Annotated in this window: 16 protein-coding genes; 14 read left to right on the forward strand and 2 right to left on the reverse strand. The window is 69.4% G+C overall.

Annotated elements, in window-relative coordinates; all coding sequences use genetic code 11:
* Nucleotides 1-9: 9 nt before the first annotated feature.
* From ACGWYJ_RS02945 to ACGWYJ_RS02985, 9 genes are all read left to right on the forward strand, one after another.
* A complete protein-coding gene (locus ACGWYJ_RS02945) occupies nucleotides 10-1,560 on the forward strand; it encodes an AMP-binding protein (RefSeq protein ID WP_395103936.1) in 1,551 nt (516 codons plus the stop codon).
* On the forward strand, nucleotides 1,557-2,006 hold the full coding sequence (locus ACGWYJ_RS02950; RefSeq protein WP_395103937.1) for a hypothetical protein: 450 nt from the start codon (nucleotides 1,557-1,559) through the stop codon (nucleotides 2,004-2,006). Before ACGWYJ_RS02945 ends, ACGWYJ_RS02950 begins: the two co-directional genes overlap by 4 nt.
* On the forward strand, nucleotides 2,003-2,446 hold the full coding sequence (locus ACGWYJ_RS02955) for a MaoC family dehydratase (protein ID WP_395103938.1): 444 nt from the start codon (nucleotides 2,003-2,005) through the stop codon (nucleotides 2,444-2,446). Before ACGWYJ_RS02950 ends, ACGWYJ_RS02955 begins: the two co-directional genes overlap by 4 nt.
* Nucleotides 2,447-2,479: 33 nt before the next feature.
* Nucleotides 2,480-2,905 carry an acyl-CoA thioesterase gene (locus tag ACGWYJ_RS02960; RefSeq protein ID WP_395103939.1) on the forward strand — a complete coding sequence of 142 codons (426 nt, stop codon included), beginning with the start codon at nucleotides 2,480-2,482 and terminating at the stop codon, nucleotides 2,903-2,905.
* A 16-nt stretch (nucleotides 2,906-2,921) separates the two neighbouring features.
* Nucleotides 2,922-4,121 carry a cytochrome P450 gene (locus ACGWYJ_RS02965; RefSeq protein WP_395103940.1) on the forward strand — a complete coding sequence of 400 codons (1,200 nt, stop codon included), beginning with the start codon at nucleotides 2,922-2,924 and terminating at the stop codon, nucleotides 4,119-4,121.
* Entirely contained in the window at nucleotides 4,118-4,489 is a 372-nt protein-coding gene (locus tag ACGWYJ_RS02970; protein WP_395103941.1) for a nuclear transport factor 2 family protein, read from the forward strand. Before ACGWYJ_RS02965 ends, ACGWYJ_RS02970 begins: the two co-directional genes overlap by 4 nt.
* Before the next feature lie 100 nt (nucleotides 4,490-4,589).
* Complete coding sequence (locus tag ACGWYJ_RS02975; RefSeq protein ID WP_395103942.1) at nucleotides 4,590-5,318, forward strand: FadR/GntR family transcriptional regulator; 729 nt, start codon at nucleotides 4,590-4,592, stop codon at nucleotides 5,316-5,318.
* Nucleotides 5,319-6,050: 732 nt separating this feature from the next.
* Nucleotides 6,051-6,644, forward strand: a complete 594-nt coding sequence (locus tag ACGWYJ_RS02980) for a hypothetical protein (protein WP_395103943.1) — start codon at nucleotides 6,051-6,053, stop codon at nucleotides 6,642-6,644.
* A gap of 98 nt (nucleotides 6,645-6,742) precedes the next feature.
* On the forward strand, nucleotides 6,743-7,153 hold the full coding sequence (locus ACGWYJ_RS02985; RefSeq protein ID WP_395103944.1) for a hypothetical protein: 411 nt from the start codon (nucleotides 6,743-6,745) through the stop codon (nucleotides 7,151-7,153).
* A 49-nt stretch (nucleotides 7,154-7,202) separates the two neighbouring features.
* On the opposite strand, the gene ACGWYJ_RS02990 is transcribed toward ACGWYJ_RS02985, so the two are convergent.
* Nucleotides 7,203-8,504 carry a hypothetical protein gene (locus ACGWYJ_RS02990; RefSeq protein ID WP_395103945.1) on the reverse strand — a complete coding sequence of 434 codons (1,302 nt, stop codon included), beginning with the start codon at nucleotides 8,502-8,504 and terminating at the stop codon, nucleotides 7,203-7,205.
* Between the two features lie 432 nt (nucleotides 8,505-8,936).
* On the opposite strand from ACGWYJ_RS02990, the gene ACGWYJ_RS02995 reads away from it, so the two are divergent.
* The 5 genes from ACGWYJ_RS02995 to ACGWYJ_RS03015 all read left to right on the forward strand — a co-directional run bounded on the left by ACGWYJ_RS02995 (nucleotide 8,937) and on the right by ACGWYJ_RS03015 (nucleotide 16,135).
* On the forward strand, nucleotides 8,937-9,095 hold the full coding sequence (locus tag ACGWYJ_RS02995; RefSeq protein WP_395103946.1) for a hypothetical protein: 159 nt from the start codon (nucleotides 8,937-8,939) through the stop codon (nucleotides 9,093-9,095).
* Between the two features lie 816 nt (nucleotides 9,096-9,911).
* Nucleotides 9,912-11,558 (forward strand): heparinase II/III family protein, encoded by a 1,647-nt coding sequence (locus tag ACGWYJ_RS03000; RefSeq protein WP_395103947.1) that lies wholly within the window; start codon nucleotides 9,912-9,914, stop codon nucleotides 11,556-11,558.
* A 613-nt stretch (nucleotides 11,559-12,171) separates the two neighbouring features.
* The gene (locus ACGWYJ_RS03005; protein ID WP_395103948.1) at nucleotides 12,172-12,681 is read left to right on the forward strand and encodes a GNAT family N-acetyltransferase; all 510 of its coding nucleotides are present in this window, start codon (nucleotides 12,172-12,174) and stop codon (nucleotides 12,679-12,681) included.
* Between the two features lie 320 nt (nucleotides 12,682-13,001).
* Entirely contained in the window at nucleotides 13,002-13,337 is a 336-nt protein-coding gene (locus ACGWYJ_RS03010) for a CU044_2847 family protein (protein ID WP_395103949.1), read from the forward strand.
* Entirely contained in the window at nucleotides 13,334-16,135 is a 2,802-nt protein-coding gene (locus ACGWYJ_RS03015) for a trypsin-like peptidase domain-containing protein (RefSeq protein WP_395103950.1), read from the forward strand. Before ACGWYJ_RS03010 ends, ACGWYJ_RS03015 begins: the two co-directional genes overlap by 4 nt.
* Before the next feature lie 31 nt (nucleotides 16,136-16,166).
* On the opposite strand, the gene ACGWYJ_RS03020 is transcribed toward ACGWYJ_RS03015, so the two are convergent.
* A complete protein-coding gene (locus ACGWYJ_RS03020) occupies nucleotides 16,167-17,387 on the reverse strand; it encodes a hypothetical protein (protein WP_395103952.1) in 1,221 nt (406 codons plus the stop codon).
* Nucleotides 17,388-17,440: the final 53 nt, after the last annotated feature.

Genomic DNA, 17,440 nt, shown 5'->3' on the forward strand with positions numbered 1-17,440 from the left:
GGCCGGGCCATGAACCAGGGCTTGATCCCCGCCAAGTGGGCGGCGCTGACACCGTCGGCCCAGGCGATCTACGACGTTCCCAACGACCGCCGGATCAACTGGCGCGACCTCGATGAGCGGATCCGCCGGGTCGCCAACGGGCTGCGCGGTCTCGGCCTGGAGACCGGCGACCGCGTCGCGGTCCTCAGCCGCAACAGCATCGAGTACCAGGAGCTGTACTTCGCCGCCGGCCGCGCCGGCCTGGTGCTCCAGCCGCTGAACTGGCGGCTGGCCGTGGCCGAGCTGTCCCGGCTGCTCCAGGACGCCCGCCCCAAGGTGGTCGTCGTCGCACCGGAGTGGCGCGAGACCGCCGCGGAGTTGCAGGCGCTCGTCGACGTCCCGCACTGGCTGCAGTACGGCGAGGGCGACGGCTCGTACGAGGACCTCGTCGCGGCGGCCTCGGACGCCGAGCCGATCTGGTCCGACAAGATCGGCGATGACGATCCGTTCTTCATCCTGTACACCGGCGGCACCACCGGGGAGTCCAAGGGGGCGCTGCACTCGCACCGCAGCGCCGCCATGGGCATGCTCAACCAGACCGTCGCCGAACGCATCGTGCCCAGCGACGTGTACATGCTGACCGGGCAGATGTACCACATCCCGATCGTGCTCGCGATGAACTACATGAAGCACGGTTGCCCGCTCGTGCTGGTCAACTTCGAGGCCAAGCAGGCGCTGGAGATCATCGAGGCGGAGCGCGTGTCGGCGTTCCTCGGCATCACCACGATGCTGAACTGGATGATGGCCGTCCCCGGGTTCGCGAACTACGACCTGTCCAGCCTGCGCAACATCCAGTACGGCGGCGGGCCCATGCCGTCCGCGATCGTGCGCGCCGCGCTCGAGTCCTTCCCGTGCACGCTCATCCAGGGGTACGGGCAGACCGAGGGCACCACGATGACCTTCCTGTCCCAGGAAGACCACGCGGACGCGGTCGCCGGCCGGAACGAGCACCGGCTGCGCTCCTGCGGCCGAGAGGGGTTCGTCACCACGGTCCGGGTGGTCGACCCCGAGGGACGCGAGGTGCCCAAGGACGGCCGGACCACCGGGCAGATCATCGTCCGCTCCGAGGCGAACATGATCGGCTACTACAACCGGCCCGACCTCACCGCCAAGACGCTGCGCGACGGCTGGATGTGGACCGGCGACCTCGCGACCTGGGACGAGGAGAACTACGTCTTCATCGTCGACCGCGCCAAGGACATGATCATCTCCGGTGGGGAGAACATCTACAGCGTCCAGGTCGAGGAGGCCATCGCCAAGCACCCGGCGGTGCTGGAGTGCGCGGTGATCGGCGTGCCCGACGACGAGTGGGGCGAGGCCGTCAAGGCCGTCGTCGTGCTCAAGCCCGGCACCACCGCCACCGAGGAGGAGATCATCGCCACCGCGCGCGAGAACCTCGCCTCGTACCAGAAGCCGCGTTCGGTGGACTTCGTGACCGGCCTGCCGAAGGCGCCGACCGGCAAGATCCTCAAGCGGGAGCTGCGGGCCCCGTACTGGGCCGGACAGGACCGGCAGGTGTGACGGCGGTGACGTTCAGCGAGCGGGACCTCGCCTCGATGGTGGGCCGCCGGTTCCCCGGCGGCACCTACGCCATCACGCCGTGGCGGGCCTGGCTCACCAACGATGTCGTGCTCGCCCCCCAAGGGGGCGAGCACGCCCACCCGGTGTTCGTGTTCATCGCCGCCACCAGTGCCATGGGCGTCTCGTGGGACGAGCTGTTCGCCTGGTTCGGCGCGACCGCCGCCGACGGTCCGCTGTTCGGCGACTGCGACATCGAGATCGCCCGGCCGCTGCTGGTCGGCGGCGAGTACCGCGTCGAGGGCCTCGTCTACGCGGCCGAGCGCAAACAAGGCCGCCGGGCCGGGGTCTTCGACCTGGTCCGGTACCGGCTCGAGCTGCATGACGGGGCCGACGGCCCGGCGGCGGTCTGCCGCAACTCCATCGTCTTCCCGAGGAGGACCCGATGACCGTGCGCGTCGGCGACGAACTGCCGCCCCGCGACATCCGCTCGGTCGACGCCGAGAAGATGAAGACGATGGCCGCCCTGCTGTCCGACGGCAACCCGATCCACTGGGACGTCGACGCGGTCCGCGCGACCGGGCTCGGCGACCGGCCGATCAACCAGGGCCCCACCAACATGGCGTACGTCCTGGACATGCTGTCGTCATGGGCGGGCGGCCACGACCGGCTGCGCCGGATCCGGTTGCGGTTCACCGGCAACGTCTTCGCCGGCGACCACGTGCGCGCCTCCGGGACGGTGACGGACGTAGGGGACGAGGACGGCGTGACCGTCGCCGAGTGCGAGGTGCGGCTGGACGTCGTCGGCGGCGAGACGGTGCTGTCCGGCACGGCCTCGGTGACCTGCGAGCCCGCCGGCCCGGACGAGACCGCCCCGCCGATCGGGTGACCACCCGGCCATCTCACTCTTGGAGGCACCCGCATGCCCGAGCCCGCCGACCGGATCACGTTCCGGCTCTCCTACGGTGACTGCGACGCCCTGGGGATCGCCTACTTCGCGATGTTCTATCCGTGGATGGAACGCACCTACAGCGGCTGGCTGTACAGCCTGGGCATCCACTCCGCAGACCTCATCGGCCGGTTCGGCGTCTACACGGTCGGCATGCGGTCGTCGTGCCGGTACATCAGGCAGTGCCAGGTCTTCGACGAGCTGACCTGCCAGGCCGTCCTCGACCATCTCGGCACCACCTCCTACACCGTCGGTTTCGACTTCGTGCGTGAGGGAGAACTCGTCGCGCACGGCGAGATCGCCTTCGCGGTACGAAGCCCCGACGGGACCAAGGCACCCATTCCGGACGGCATCCTCGACGCGCTGCGCAGCCTGCCGACATCCACGTTCGGCTCCTAGCGGAAGGAACAGGCCGATGGCGGTCACCGACATCATGTCCCCCGAATGCCAGACCGACCCGGGCCCCGTGTGGGAGGCGCTGCGCGAGACCGCGCCGCTGTCCTTCCACGAAGGACTCGACGCCTATGTGATCAGCCGGTACGACGATGTCGAGAAGGCGTTCAAGAACCCGGTGTTCACCTCCGACAACTACAGCTGGCAGCTGGAGCCCGTGCACGGCCGCACCATCCTGCAGATGGACGGGCGCGAGCACTCGGTCCACCGCGGCCTGGTCACCCCGGCCTTCCGCGGCAGCGAGCTGACCACCAAGTTCGCCCCGGTGATCCTGCGCAACGCCCGCGAGCTGGTCGACGGGTTCCGGCACGCCGGCGAGGTCGATCTCGTCGACGCCTTCACCACGCGCTTCCCGATCAACGTGATCGTGGACATGCTCGGCCTGCCGAAGAGCGACCACGCCCTGTTCCACCGCTGGTACACCTCGATCATGGCGTTCCTCGGCAACCTCGCCCAGGACCAGGGCGTCATCGACCGGGGCCTGCGGACCAAGGAGGAACTACAGGCGTACATGCTGCCGCGCATCGCCGAGCGCCGCGCCGACCCGCGCGACGACCTGCTGTCCACGCTGTGCACCGCGGAGATCGACGGCGAGCGGATGACCGAGCTGGAGATCAAGGCGTTCGTCAGCCTGCTGCTCGTCGCCGGTGGTGAGACCACCGACAAGGCGCTGGCGAGCATGATGGTGAACCTGGTGAACCACCCGGAGCAGATGGCCAGGGTTCGCGCGGACCGCACGCTGATCGCCAACGCCTTCGCCGAGACGCTGCGGTACTCGCCGCCCGTCCAGATGATCATGCGGCAGCCGGCCGAGGACGTCGAGGTGTCCGGCGGGACCATCCCCGCCGGCGCGACCGTCATCTGCCTGATCGCCGCCGCGAACCGCGACCCGCGCCACTACGCCGAGCCGGACCGGTTCGACATCACCCGTCCCGACCTGGACTTCGGCAAGGCGTTCACCGCGGCCGCCAACCACACCGGATTCGCCTTCGGCCGGCACTTCTGCGTCGGCGCCATGCTCGCCAAGACCGAGGTGGAGATTGCGACCAACGAACTGCTCGACGCGATGGACGACATCGAGCTGCTCGAACCGGCGCCGCTGAGCGGGCTCTTCACCCGGGCGCCGACGTCACTGCGGCTGCGGTTCCGGCCCACGTCGTGAGCGCGGGCGACGACGTCGTCGCCCGATACTTCGCGGCCGTGAACGACGAAGACTGGACCGCGCTGCGGAACTTGTTCACCGCGGACGCGGTCCTGTCGGCGACCGGCGCGCGCACCCGCCATGGAAGGGAGGACGTCCTCGCCTACTACCCGCGGGTGCTCGCCCGCTACGCCGAACACCTCGACCGTCCGACACGTCGCCTGGACTTCGCGTCCACCACGGTCGTGGAAATAGCCTTCGCCGGACGGACGGTCGAGGGCCGGCCGGTCGCCTTCGACGCGATCGACGTGTTCGACCTCCGGGACGGCCTGATCGCCCGCCTGGCCAGCTGGTACGACACCGCGGCCGTGGCAGCCCGGCTGGCCTGACCCACCCCGCGCGGCCCGCGACCTTTCGGTGACCGAACACCCGCCCCTTGTCTGTGCACCATAATGATGTTTGTCATTGATTCGGCAGAGGGGGATCTGGGTGGCGCAATCGCAGATCAAGCGCGGGCTGAAGATAGGCGAGGCCGTCGCACAGGACATCGTGCGCAAGATCGGCGCGGAAGGACTCCCGGTCGGCACGCCGCTGCCTTCGGAAGCGCAGATGCTGGAGGAGTACGGAGTCGGCCGCGGCTCGCTGCGCGAGGCGCTCCGGATTCTCGAGGTCCACGGCCTGATCTCCATCAAGCCGGGCCCGGGCGGCGGCCCCGTCGTGGCGGGCGTCAGCCCGGCCGCGTTCGGGCGAATGGCGGGCATGTACTTCCAGGCCGGCCAGATGACCTTTCGTGAACTCGTGGAGGCGCGGCTGGTGATGGAGCCGGTCATGGCGCGGCTGGCCGCCGAGTGCCGGGATCCGGAGGCCCTGTCCCGGCTCGCCGCGATCGCCGAGGGCACGCCGCTGGACGACGACAACGATTACCTCAGCCACAGCGGCGACTTCCATCGCCTTGTCGCGTCCATGTCGGGCAACGGGATGCTCAACCTGTTCAGCGCCTCACTCGGAACGATCTTTCACGAACGGGTCAGCGGTCTGTTCTTCCCCAAGACCCGGCGGGCCAGGGTCCGCAAGGCCCATGTGGCGGTCGCGGAGGCCATCGCCAACGGCGACGCCGCCCGCGCCGAGAGCCTCATGCGCGAGCACATGGAGGAATACGCCAACTATGTCAAGCGACGCCAGCCGGCCTTGATGAACGAGATCGTAGGCTGGCACTGACCAGCGCCGCCTCCCGTCGCCGCTGGATCTCCTCGGCGGCCGCCGCGGGACCGGACGGTGTCGGGGGACGCCATGAACGGCGCGACGGTGTCGCCGACCACCGCCACGTGCTGCGCGAGTCCGACGTCTCGGACGGCGCGGAAGCCGCGTACCACACGTGTGATCTCGGCCCGATCCTCTCCCAACATCAACGCGAAGGCGACCGTGTCCGCGAGGTCGGCCGCCAGTGCCTGCGCCTTCGACCGCGTACGGCCATCACCACCGGCGTGCGCAAGCCGGGGCCGTCGATATCTCGTCCACGGTCTCGCGTACCTGGGCCAGCCGTTCGCTCGGCGGCGGGGCGGCAAGCACCGACAGCGAGTGCGCTCCTCAGGCGGTGCTCCACGGCGGGCGTAGCGGGGAGGCATACACCCAAGTGGTGGCCCGCGACGGCCAGCGTGGGAGCAGGCGCCGGCTGCCATTGCGGGACGCCGGGCATCAGCAGCGTGGAGTAGCCGCTGTCGGCGATACGGCGCACCTTGTCCCGCCACGTCGGCAGGTCGTCGTGAGCGGAGCAACGACCCCGAATCGGAATGGCGGGGGCAGCCAGGGACCATGGAAATCGCTCGCGAAGGCCCAGGCTCTCGACCGGACATGGATGCGTCTCCTGCGGAGCGGGGAACCTTGTGGCTTTTCCCTGGTACTTCCGATGAAGATTGCGGGAGGAGAGGCCGTATCACCCGGGAGGCGAGAATGCTGTTCAGGCGGGAGGTCCTTGAGGGGATCGCGGCCGGGCGGATCGACCGGGTGTTCCGGGTGTGGGCCAAACCCCCGGTCCGTGCGGGGAGTACGCGGCGCACCTGGGCGGGGGTCATCGTCATCGACTCGGTCACGGCCGTCACGCCCGAGGAGATCACCGAGGAGGACGCCGTCCAATCGGGCTTCAAAGACCGCGCGGCCCTGCTCACCGCCCTGTCCAAAAGCACCAAGCAGGGCGGCTACCACCGCGTCATGCTCCACCTCGGCGGTCCAGACCCCCGAACGGAGCTCGCCCGCAAATCCGACCTGACCGACCAGCAACTGGCCGACATCAAAGCCGACCTGGACGCCATCGACGCCCGCAGCCGCCGCGCCCCCTGGACCCGCGCGGTCCTCCGCCTCATCGAGGAAAACCCCGGCCTGCGCGCCCTGGACCTGGCCGAACGCATGGACCGCGACAAACTCCCCTTCAAGGCCGACGTCCGCCGCCTGAAGGCCCTCGGACTCACCGAAAGCCTGGAGACCGGCTACCACCTCTCCCCACGCGGCAAAGCCCTCATGGCCTACCTACGCTCCCTGCCCGAATGATCGCCCCTGGTACACCGCCCATACCAAAGCAGCAGACCGGATGAGCGACCGCCCGCAGGGTAGTCCGGCCGCAGATCCCCGTGGTAACGATGATGACCATGAGCGAGACGCCCATCCCCTACGCCGGCGGCCACGACGGTCCCAAGCGGGTTCTGCGGCTCCACACCCGCCGCGGGGTGGTCGCCAAGGCCGGCGTCACCATCGGCATCGACGGCTCTCACTACCACCAGCCTTGGGGGACGGCGGTTTTCGAGATCCCCGCGGACAGGCCAGTGCACGTCGCCGTGTCCCAGGGAAACGGTCAGATCGGTGTCGCCGCCACGGTCCTCACCCCTGACCAACCGGCTGAGCTGGAGTACCGCGGCCCTGCCGCCCTGTACCTGGCAGGATCCATCGGACCTCCCGGCACTGTGAAACAGCGGGGCTGCCTGCTCCAACTCGCGATCGTCCTTCTCGTGCCGCTCATCGCGCTAGTGCTCGTACTCGTGCTCGTGCTCGGACTCCTGTAGCGACGACCACCGTCGAGGCTGAGCCTTCGGTCAGGCGCGGCGGCCTCGATCAAATTCCGTGGAAGCCGCCAATGTCGCCCGTGTAGCTGGTCGGCCAGCTACCCACGGGTCCTTGTGCGCGGTACGTCGGGGGACTCGTCGTGCGCGGCTTCGGCAGGGGATCGGGCCGTCCGGAACGCTGCGCCGCCGAACGAATGGCGGTACGCAACTCCCACCACCAGTTGTCGCTTCCGGCATCGTCGTCCGGCCTTGAGTTGCAGAAACGGGCCAGCAGCGTCCCGTGCGGGTCGGCCGCGTCATACCGTTCCCACTGCTCGGTGGCGAACAGAAAAGCGGCCTTCCGCGAGTCATCGAAGGCGGAAGGAATGTAACCGGCGTCCACAGCGGCAGCGCGCATCTCCTCACGGAACAGGGCGCCCCTGCACACATCGTCACGCGCCACCGGATCCTCCAGCCGCCGCAGAGCCTGCTGGCACGCTTCGGTGAACTCCGGCGGCGCCTGAAGTCCAAGCCCGCGCTCCAGCGAAGCCACGACCCCATGCGGCCCCAGACAACGCACGACATGCGCAACCTGATCAGGCCGTTCCCTCAATAGGACGAGCAGTACAGCAGGTGCTTCGCAATACCATGGCGGCCCGCCCTCAGGCGGCGCCGGCAGCACAGGCAGGTGCGGATTCGCCTTGACCATCCGGTTGAGCAGGGTCGGGGCGCCATCTCTCCACAGCGGATACGGCCAGCGCTCATCACCCGGCCCGCTCTTGCCGCTGGAAATGCCTGCGGAGAACTGCTCGCTCAGGGCGCTCAAAAGCCTCGGGTCGTCCGTGCGCGCGAGGAGGCCCGACAGCGTTCCGAACCCATCGCCCTCGGGCGGGTCCGATTCCTCTTCAAGCATCGCGGCATGGATGAGCCAACCGGCCAGCGCATCGTGCGTCCCCGTGGACGGCGACGGCAACGGCGGTGCGGGAGCGAGCAAGAACGCCTCCACTCGCATGCGCGGCTCCTGCCCGGCACTCTCGACCGGCTCGAAAAGGAAGACGTTGACCGGAGGCGGCGTGGGCCGATAGCGCCCAACTCCTGGGAGGTTCCAACTGTGCGAGCGACCCGTCGCCTCCAAGTGGAGCTCGCCCAGCAGTTCCCGCAACGCGAACGGGTTCTCAGCGGCGAGCCGCGCCGTCCGCAAAGCGATCCTGGACGCACGACTACCTTCGGGCGCCGCCCACAGGGTACGGGCGAGCGCCTGAAACGCCCGAGGTCGGCGGGACATCAGCGAAGGTCCGAATCCACGAGCCAGCCGGTACCTCACCCAGACAGCCTGCATACAGGCCACCACGAAAAACTTCGCCGCTTCCACCGGAGCTCCGCTTCACTGATCACTGGTCACCGCAGGACATATACCCAGGCATCGCCACCGCCGCTATCAATGAGGTGCCTGATGGGCTGACGTCGAGCCGGTCACTACATATCTGCAGCGCGTGCTTGGCGTACCGGTATGCGGCTGCTGAAAGTGGAAGGGTTCGCCGGACCCGTCTCGGTGCAGGCCCTGGCGACTCCTGTACACCGCACAGCAGCTCGGCTGGCAAGATCAATTGCTTGACAAGGGCCGCCAGTTGATGACGCGGCGGCCAGGGGGAGGACGGCGGCGAACAGGTGCCCGTGGGCGCCGGCCGGAGTCGATGCCACGGCGGGAGATACGCGGGACGAGGCCGCGCCGACGCAGCCATTGCCGGGGCCGCCCGATCGACCGGATCGGGCCTAGTCAGTGATTCCTCCCTTCTACGCCCGGATGGAAGTGGCGCTGGCGATCGCGACGCTCGTCGAGCACGCGTGCTCGGCTCGTCCAGCACTGCCTGCGGTGAACAGGCGGGGCGCGGTGGAGCGGCTCACGCCGAACTCGCTGGTCAGCCCGTACACGATCGCCGTAGAACACCAGCCGATCGCCTAGCCAGGCCGTCCCGCCACCCTGCGGACGGGACGTGAACCGCCGGGCCAACGGGACGGCCAGCTCCTATAGCTCATCGGTAACCAGCCGACGGACAAGCTCTGATAACACCACAGTTCGGCATCACCCTGGCTGACCACTCAATCCACGTGGGACACGCTCTAGGGAAGCCAGATCGGCAGTGCGAACTGGTGGAGGGTGAAGCGCCTGTCCGGGGAAGACGGGGACCGCGAATCCGCCACCGGCAGCGGTCGCGTCCGGTGCGGGACGTGGGCCCGGAGGCCGTACTGCTGCGCTGGGCGAGCAGTGTGAGGACCTGGCCTGCGTTGATAGTGGGTCGATGGCGTCGCCGAGGCACCGCCTGGTCGGTGCTTCGCGGGTTACGGGCTCTTGCGTGAAGCTTTACCAGTGGGCGGCGTAGGCCAGTGCTGGCGTCGTCTTTGGGCTGGGGTAGGTGAACTCCAGCGGACTTGGGTGACTTGAGCCGTTGATCCGGTCAGCTTTTCTCCGTTGATCGACTTTCGCTGGCGGATACGGGCGGGACCTCAGGGAAGGTCTACCGGCGTGTACCCACGATCTCGGTGGGGTGGCTTCACCGCCCTCGCGGGCCTGTTGCTGGTCTCCGTTCCGTCCGCGAGCACCCCCGCGACGCCACGCTTGACGTCCGGCAGCTTGCCGGCGACCTCCGCGGCCAAGGCGGGGCCGCGGGGGCGGGCCGTTGGGGCGCGGTGCCTCGGCTACAAGGGCCTGGATCGGCTCAATCCCGCGGCCCAGGTCAGGGAGGGGAGGTTTCGCGCGGTCGGCCTTCCGCCGGCACGGGTGGCCGGTGGCGCACACGGCACGGACGTGGACTGGGCCGCCGATCCGTACCGCAACACGTCCTGGCGGCTGTGGCTGCATTCGCTGGCGTGGCTCGGCGGTCCGATCAAGGAGTACGAGCGGTCCGGCGACCGGGCCGCGCTCGACCAGGCCATCGGGATCACCCGGGACTGGCTGGCCGATCACGGGTCGGAACGCGACATGGATACGGGCGAGCGCAAGGCCGCTGAGGAGGCGGCCAAGTTCCGGCTGGCCACGCTGTCGTGCCTGCGCGGCCATGTCACCGGCCGCTGGCTGGACACGGCGATCGGCGAGCACGCCGAGTGGGTCTCCAGGCACTGGTCGGGGCCCTGGAACCACGGAACCGACGAGTCGGTGATCGTACTGTCGGCGGCCTGCCGGATCGGCCGCGAAGACCTGGCGAGGACCGCGTACCGGCGACTGCTGAGCACCGCCCTGCACCCGCCTGGTGCCGCCCGGCCCGGCATCGACGCGGAGGGAGCCGACAACGAGCAGTCCACCCACTACTCGATCTACAACCGGAGCCGGTGGCGGCTGGTGATCACGGTGATGCGCGACTGCCACCGCCCCGTTCCCGGCGAGCTGCGCCGCAGGCTGAAGCGCATGGACGAGTTCATCGCGTTCCAGTCCACCCCGGCCGGTGGCATGCTCCAGATCGGCGAATCCAAGGCGGCCAAGGTCTCCGATATCGCGCGTAAGGGCAACGGACCGCTGCGGTACGCGGCGACCAAAGGCAGGGAGGGGGCCAAGCCGAGCACCCGGGCCCGCGTGTACCAGGCGGGGTACGTGGTGGGGCGGTCGGGCTGGGGCGACGGTGGCCGTCCCTACGAGCGGGAGATGGCCTATACCGCCCGCTTCGGCCCCGGACGCTTCGCCCACGGCCAGGAAGATCACATGGCCCTGACCTTCTTCGCCCAGGGACGCGACATCCTCGTACCGAGCGGGCATGTCGGCTACAGCAACCCGGCGTGGCGGACGTGGCTGAAGTCCCCGAACGCGCACAACACGGTGGTGGTGCGGGACGCGCCGTTCCGCGACGGCACGGACACCGAGCTGACCGGGCACCGCTTCGCACAGGGCGGCGACTTCTTCCGCTTCACCGATACGGCGTTCAGCGGGACGAGGAGGACGCGGTCGGTGCTGGCCGCGTCCGACCCTGACGCCTTGCTGGTACTGGACCACGTGCGCTCGAACACGTCCCGCCCGGTCGAGCAACTGTGGCACCTGCCGCCCGATTTCGCCGCCACCACCGCCAACGGCGGACGCGACGCCGTTGCGGCGGCGGGCTCCACCCAGGTGCATTTCCTGCGCCTGCAAATCCCGCAGGATCCAGGGCGTACGAAACACGGGCAGGCGTTCGTCGTCAGAGGCAAGGACCCGCGGGGACAGGGCTGGGTGGCCCCCAGGCTCCGCACCATGATCCCCGCACCTGTGGTCGTCCTGCCCGCGAGGGGCGGGGACGTGCGCATGCTCACCCTCATCGCACCCGTCGACGGGCGGCAACGTCCGGCGGCCAAGGTCACCCAGCGCCGATCGGACGGGTCCCACCGGGTCGAGGCGACGATCTCCGGACGGCGGCTGGTCGCCGTGGTCGCCCAAGACGGCACGCTGCGCCGCCTTTCGTGATTCGTGCGGGTACGGCACTCCGACTGGGGCGCTGACCAGCTTGTCCTTGCCCGCCGTCCCCGCTCGGCGGCAACGCGAGCGTCCAGCGAGCTGGTTATGCCCCTGCCTCGGGCTGGCCCGGCTTGACTGGGTGCCGTGACAACGCAGGCCACCCCCTGGAACCTGCTGCCTTCCACTCCACCGCCTGCAACGACCGAAGCCACGCTGGCATGGCGGCATACGCCGTGTGGTCTGTTGTGGCATCGCGTACGGCCACACGCTGCCCCTCTCTGTCAGACTGCTGTGAGACATGGGACAGATGAGTCCTTCTAGTAACAAGCAGGGCGAGACAGGGCGAACGACGCAGTGACGATGACCCTCGCCGACCAGACCGCCATGACGACGCGGCAGGATGGTCGGGTGACCGACGAGCAGCGCAGCGACCAGGCCGGTCAGCGGCCCGGAGTGTCCCGGCGGCGATCCGACGTCCGTTACCGGCCACCGTAATCGCCGCCATCAACGAAGGACTCCGGCCAACTCTGAGACAGACCCCGGACGGTGGTGGAGACCACCACCGGGAGAGCGGGGTGGCGCCGGCGGCCGGCGGGGCGATCGCTGCCGCTAGTGTAGGCCCGTGACCAGAGACTTCACCGTGTTCGCCGCTTCTCCCAGTGATGGAGACGTCGTGGGCGAGATCCATGTGGAGTCTTGGAAGGCCGCCTACGCCGGGTTCTTCGAGCCGGAGTTCTTCGCCGAGGCTCTCAGGCGGCGCCGCCACAAGTGGCACGACGTGATCGCGGCGTCCGAGAACACGGTCTTGCTGGCCGCACTGGACGGACGTCCGCTCGCCTTCTCTTATCTGGGCCCCTCACCGGTGCGGCAGGGCTCGGCGGAGTTGTTCGGTTTCTACGGCCATCCCGACGGCTGGGGGAGCGGCATCGCGAAGGTGCTGATGGCCGCGTCCCTGAACAAGGCTCGGGAGGGCGGCTTCCAGCACGTTCATCTCTGGACGCTGCGCGACACGGTCCAGTCACGGCGCTTCTACACCAAGTGCGGTTTCACCGAGTCGGGGACGACCCGCGCTTACGATTTGGGCGACGGCAACCCACTTCAGCAGGTCGAGTACGAATTGATGCTCTCCTAACGGAGACGGCCGGGCCTCTGTCAGGGCAGCGAGTGGCCCAGCAAGCCCTGCTCCCTAGACCCAGTAGGTGCTGGTGTCCCGCAAACAGCCTTCCGCCACACCCGCGCGTGTACGCCATATGCGGTCCGGATCCGGACGTCAGGCACCATGCGTGCGCCTGGCTTCCATCCCTTGCGCCATTCCTTCCCGGTCCTTGTTGCGCAGAAAGACACCCGCTCGCAGTGCCTTTCCTCGCCAGTCTGTCCGTACGAAGCGAGTCGTCCGGAGGCCGGTGATCGCTCATACTGGAGCGGGCGCAGGGTGACGGGGCGGAGGCCGTGATGGGCGAAATCAAACGGGGCGTGGACGGGGCGCTGGTGCCGGTCGAGGTGGACGGGCAGACGGTGTATCTGTCCGCCGAGGAGATCGGCGGGCCCGGAGACGAAGAAGAGGAGATCGGCTGGCGTCCGCCGTCCCTGGATCAGGCGCTCGACGGCTTGATGGGCGTGGCGCGGACGGTGGGGTCCCGATTGCAGGACAGCGACGCCACGAGGGTGGCGGTCGAGTTCGGCTGCGAGTTCGTTCTGGAGTCGGGGTCGTTCATCGCGGTGCTGGGCAAGGCGTCCGGAAAGTCGGCGTTCAAGGTCACGTTGGAGTGGTCCAAGACGGAGACGTGAGCGCATGGGAGGCCCTCCTGCGGCGGGCGACGGTCATGGTGACGGCCGGCGGTGCGGAGGGGACCGGTTTCGTGGTCGCGCCCGGGCTGGTCGCGACCTGCGCTCATGTGCTCGCGCGGTGGCAGGAACCACCGCCGGACAGGGTGCACGGCCGGGTGGTCGCGCTGGACCACGAGGTCGAGCTTCGTCTCGAGGGGGTCCACTGGGTTCGGAGCACCGGGCTGGATCTGGCGTTGCTGCGGATCGTCGGCGACCCGCTGCCGCCGGTCCTCACCTCCACCGAACTCCGGACACACGATGTGTTATGGACCTTCGGGCATCCCGCCGGTCAGTTCCGGGGAGGCCAGCACGCCAGCTTCGCGTACCAGGGCGGATCGCGGCGCAGCACCGACGAGGTTCTCGAACTGCCCCGCGTCTACGGGATGGCGGTCGGCCCCGGTTACAGCGGGAGCCCTGTCGTCAACCTCCGTACCGGAGCCGTCTGCGGCATGCTCTCCACCTCGGACAAGAAGGGCGGCGCCCATCTCGTCCCCATCAGCGAGATCCTGGCCCGATGCGAAGGGGCCGCGCCCCGCCGGGACTGGCTGTCCGAGCTCACGGACGAGCAGCTCGCGGCCGGCGGCTGGAGGTTCCCCGGTCCGAGACTCGCCGCGTACCTGTCCGCCGTCGTGGCGCGTTCGGACGAGCATCCCTATCCCGGCGTCCTGCCGGGCGTCCGGCCGCCACCGCTCTCCCGGGTGTACGTGCGGCAGAACGCGCGGACGGTGACCATGCTCGATACCGACGCCCAGACCCCGGCGATCGAGATCTTCGAGGGTGATCGCGACGTCCTGCTCATCGGCGGTCCCGGAGCGGGGAAGTCGAGCCTGCTCCGCGTCGGCGCCTCCCGCCTCGCGCACGCATGGCTCGCCCGCCGGGAGACGGACGAGGACGGCCCGGGCCAGGGCATCGGCGTGCCGGTCCGCGTGCATGCCTCCGACATCGTCCACGCCCCTTCTCTGGACGCCCAGATGCTTTCGGCCGTCCAGGCTGATCTGGGCCCGCGGCTGCGCGAGTCGCCGCCGAGCGGATTCTTCAGCCGTCCGCCCATGCCCGGTGAGCGCTGGCTCGTGCTCGTCGACGGCCTTGACGAGGTTCTCGATCCGCACCGGCAACAGGACGTCATCGCCACGTTGCGGCACCACGGCACGGGTCCGTACCGGTTCGTCGTGGCCAGCCGCCCGTCGCCGGGAGCCGATCTGCGTGTCGCGGGCACGGTCGACACCTATGAACTGCTCCCGTTCAGCATCGATCAGCTTCACGACCTCGCACGCGACTGGTGCTCGGTCTCGGGCCTGCCCGAGCCGGAGCAGGCGGCCCGGGAGTTCGTCGCGAGAACCGAGGGCGGGCGGCTCTCCACGCTCGTGCGCAGCCCCCTGCTGGCCACGATGCTGTGCCAGTTGTACATCGCCGATCCACGCCGCCCGTTGCCCACCGGCCGTTTCGGCCTGTACGAGACCTTCGTCGACCTGCTTCGCGAACGCCAGTACACCGGCGACGCCGCGGGCGTGATCGCGCAGGCGCGCGAGGCACTGGAGCCGTACGGTACGGACCCCGGCGGCATCGCCGACCTCCCCCGGCGGATCTTCGAGGTCTTGCCCAGGCTGGCCCGCATGCGCTGGACCGACCGCGACGACCGGCCGCTCGCCGAGATCGCCGCCGACTGGCTCGGCGACCTCCGGCCTCCGGCGATGCGCGCGCCGGTCTGGGCGGAGCTCGTACGGGGCGGTCTGCGCCGCACCGGCCTGCTGACCGAACGCGGGGACGACCTGGTGTTCCTGCACCAGACGCTCACCGAGTTCCTGGCGGCCAAGGGCGTCGCCGACGACCGGGAGCGCAGCAAGCGCGAGTTCGAGCGGGCCTACGGCCGTCGCGGCACCAAGGTCCCGGACGAGTACCTGCTGCTCTCCTTCGACCTGTTCATGATCGCGGCCTGGCTCGCCCATCCGGAACGGGCCCCCGGCGTCGGCAGATTCCTGCACCGCCTGGCCAAGGGCCGCGAGCCGGGCCATCTCACCCTGATCAGCATGCTCATCGCGGACGGCGTACCGCTGCCGGAGGCGACGCTGCGCCTGGCGACGGCGCGGCTCACGCAGATCGTGACGGAATCCCCGTATCCGACGGCCACCAGCGTCCATGCGGGCCGGGCTCTGGGGGAACTGGGCGACCCGCTCGGCGCGGAGTACCTCTACCGGTCCGCGGACGAGTTCGATGACGTCGATGCCGCGCGGGCTCTGGCGAGCCTCGGCGACCCACGCGGCCTGGAACTTCTCAGAAGGTTCGTTCAGAGCGCCCCCGCCAAGGATCTGCCGCTCGACGCCGCACGTGCCCTCGCCGAATTCGGTGACCCGGTGGGCACGGAGGTGCTCGTCAAGGTGGCCACCGATCCGGACGGCTTCGGCCCGGGCAGGATCAGGGCCGCCGAGATCCTCCACGATGGCGGGGACCCGCGTGGCCTGGAACTGCTCACCGAGCTGGCCGCCGACCCCGCCCACGACGACGACTGGGGCTTCGAGGCACGTGTGCTCGCACGCCTTCGTCTGCCCCGCCACGCCGAGATCCTGACCGCGCTGGCCGACGGGCCGGACCACTGGATGCAGTACTACGCGGCAAGGCAGCTTGCCTCCCTGAGCAACCCCTACGGCTTGGAGGTCCTGGCCAGGCTTGCCGACACCGCGCCCAGCCGCGCGGCCCGCCGTAACGCCAAGAACGCCCTCGAAGTACTCCGCGAGGACCCCAACGCCTTCGGCGACCCCTGAACACGACCCTTGTTCGGCGACTGTTCAGACCTCAGCGCCGTACACGCTCAACACCGGCACCGGGGACGCCGGACGGGTCCGGTTCGGTACGGGCGGTATGGCGTGGCGGCAGTGAACGGATCAGAAGAGCGATGATCAGCAGTGAGGACAGCGCCCACCATTGGTGGGCGTTGGGCCATCTGAGCAAGTGAAGGTACGCGGCGCCCGCCCACAGTCCGGCGGCGGTGATGGCGGGCCAGGTCCAGCGTGTGGAACGGGCGATGAGGAACGGCATCGGCCACAGGAGGTACTGGGGTCCGAACCTGTAGGTGAAGATGAGGAAGGCCAGGATCAGCGCGAGCGTGAGATCGTCGGGCTCGGCCCTGCGCCACAGCCAGCCGATGACGAGGATCCCGGCGAGCAGCACCGGAGTGCCCACGGTGCCGAGAACGGGCGAGACCTGTTGGTGGCCCGCCGTCGCCACCGCCGTCCAGCCCCAGTCGCCGACCACGGGTCGTGCCGACAGCGTCCCCATCACCGTGGCCGGGAGCCGGTGCCATGACGTGTCCAGCAGCACCGGGCTGCTGAGCAGGGACGCGGCGGGAACGGCCGCCGTCCAGGCGAGCGCTGTGAGCCGTGGACGCAGGGCCGGCAGGGTGAGCAGCATGCCGGGGACGATCAGGGCCGTCCAGCTCGTCGAGGTGACCGCCAGCCCCGCCAGGATCCCCGCCGCGTGCGCGCGGCCGTTCCTGGCGACCAGCAACGCCGCCACGGCGAACAGCAGTGACAGAGGGCCGAACTGGCCGTGGATCGCGCTGACCATCAGTCCCAGCGGTGCGCACGCGTATTGGAACGCGCGCAGCCGGTGCTGTTCGCTGGCGAGCTTGCCGACCAGCGGGATGAGGGCGAGGTCGGCCAGTACCGGGACGATCCGGCCGCTGACGTTCCATGACAGCCCCAGCAGTTCCCCCGCTTCCTTCTGGGCGGCCAGCACGTAGGCCATGAACGGCAGGAAATGCCATCTGTTGTCACCCAGGGCCACGGCCGGATCACGGCCACCGAGTACGGCGTCGGCGGCGTTGGGGAAGTCCACGGCCAGGTCGTAGGGCTGCACCGGATCTCCGGAGGAGATCAGCATGATCGGTAGCCGGAGCGCCGCGCCGACGCCCAACGCCACCGGCAGGGACGGAGCCCACCCGCGCCACCCGGCCACCAGAGCCGCCGCCAACCCGGCCGCCAGCAACAGGAGCACCGGCAGCGTTTGCTGGATCATCGCCCGCCCACCCTCACGCTGATGGCCGGGCGCCGGGCCGTCCAGGCTGGACG

The organism is Actinomadura sp. SCN-SB, from assembly GCF_043906805.1.
Taxonomy (GTDB): Bacteria; Actinomycetota; Actinomycetes; order Streptosporangiales; family Streptosporangiaceae; genus Spirillospora.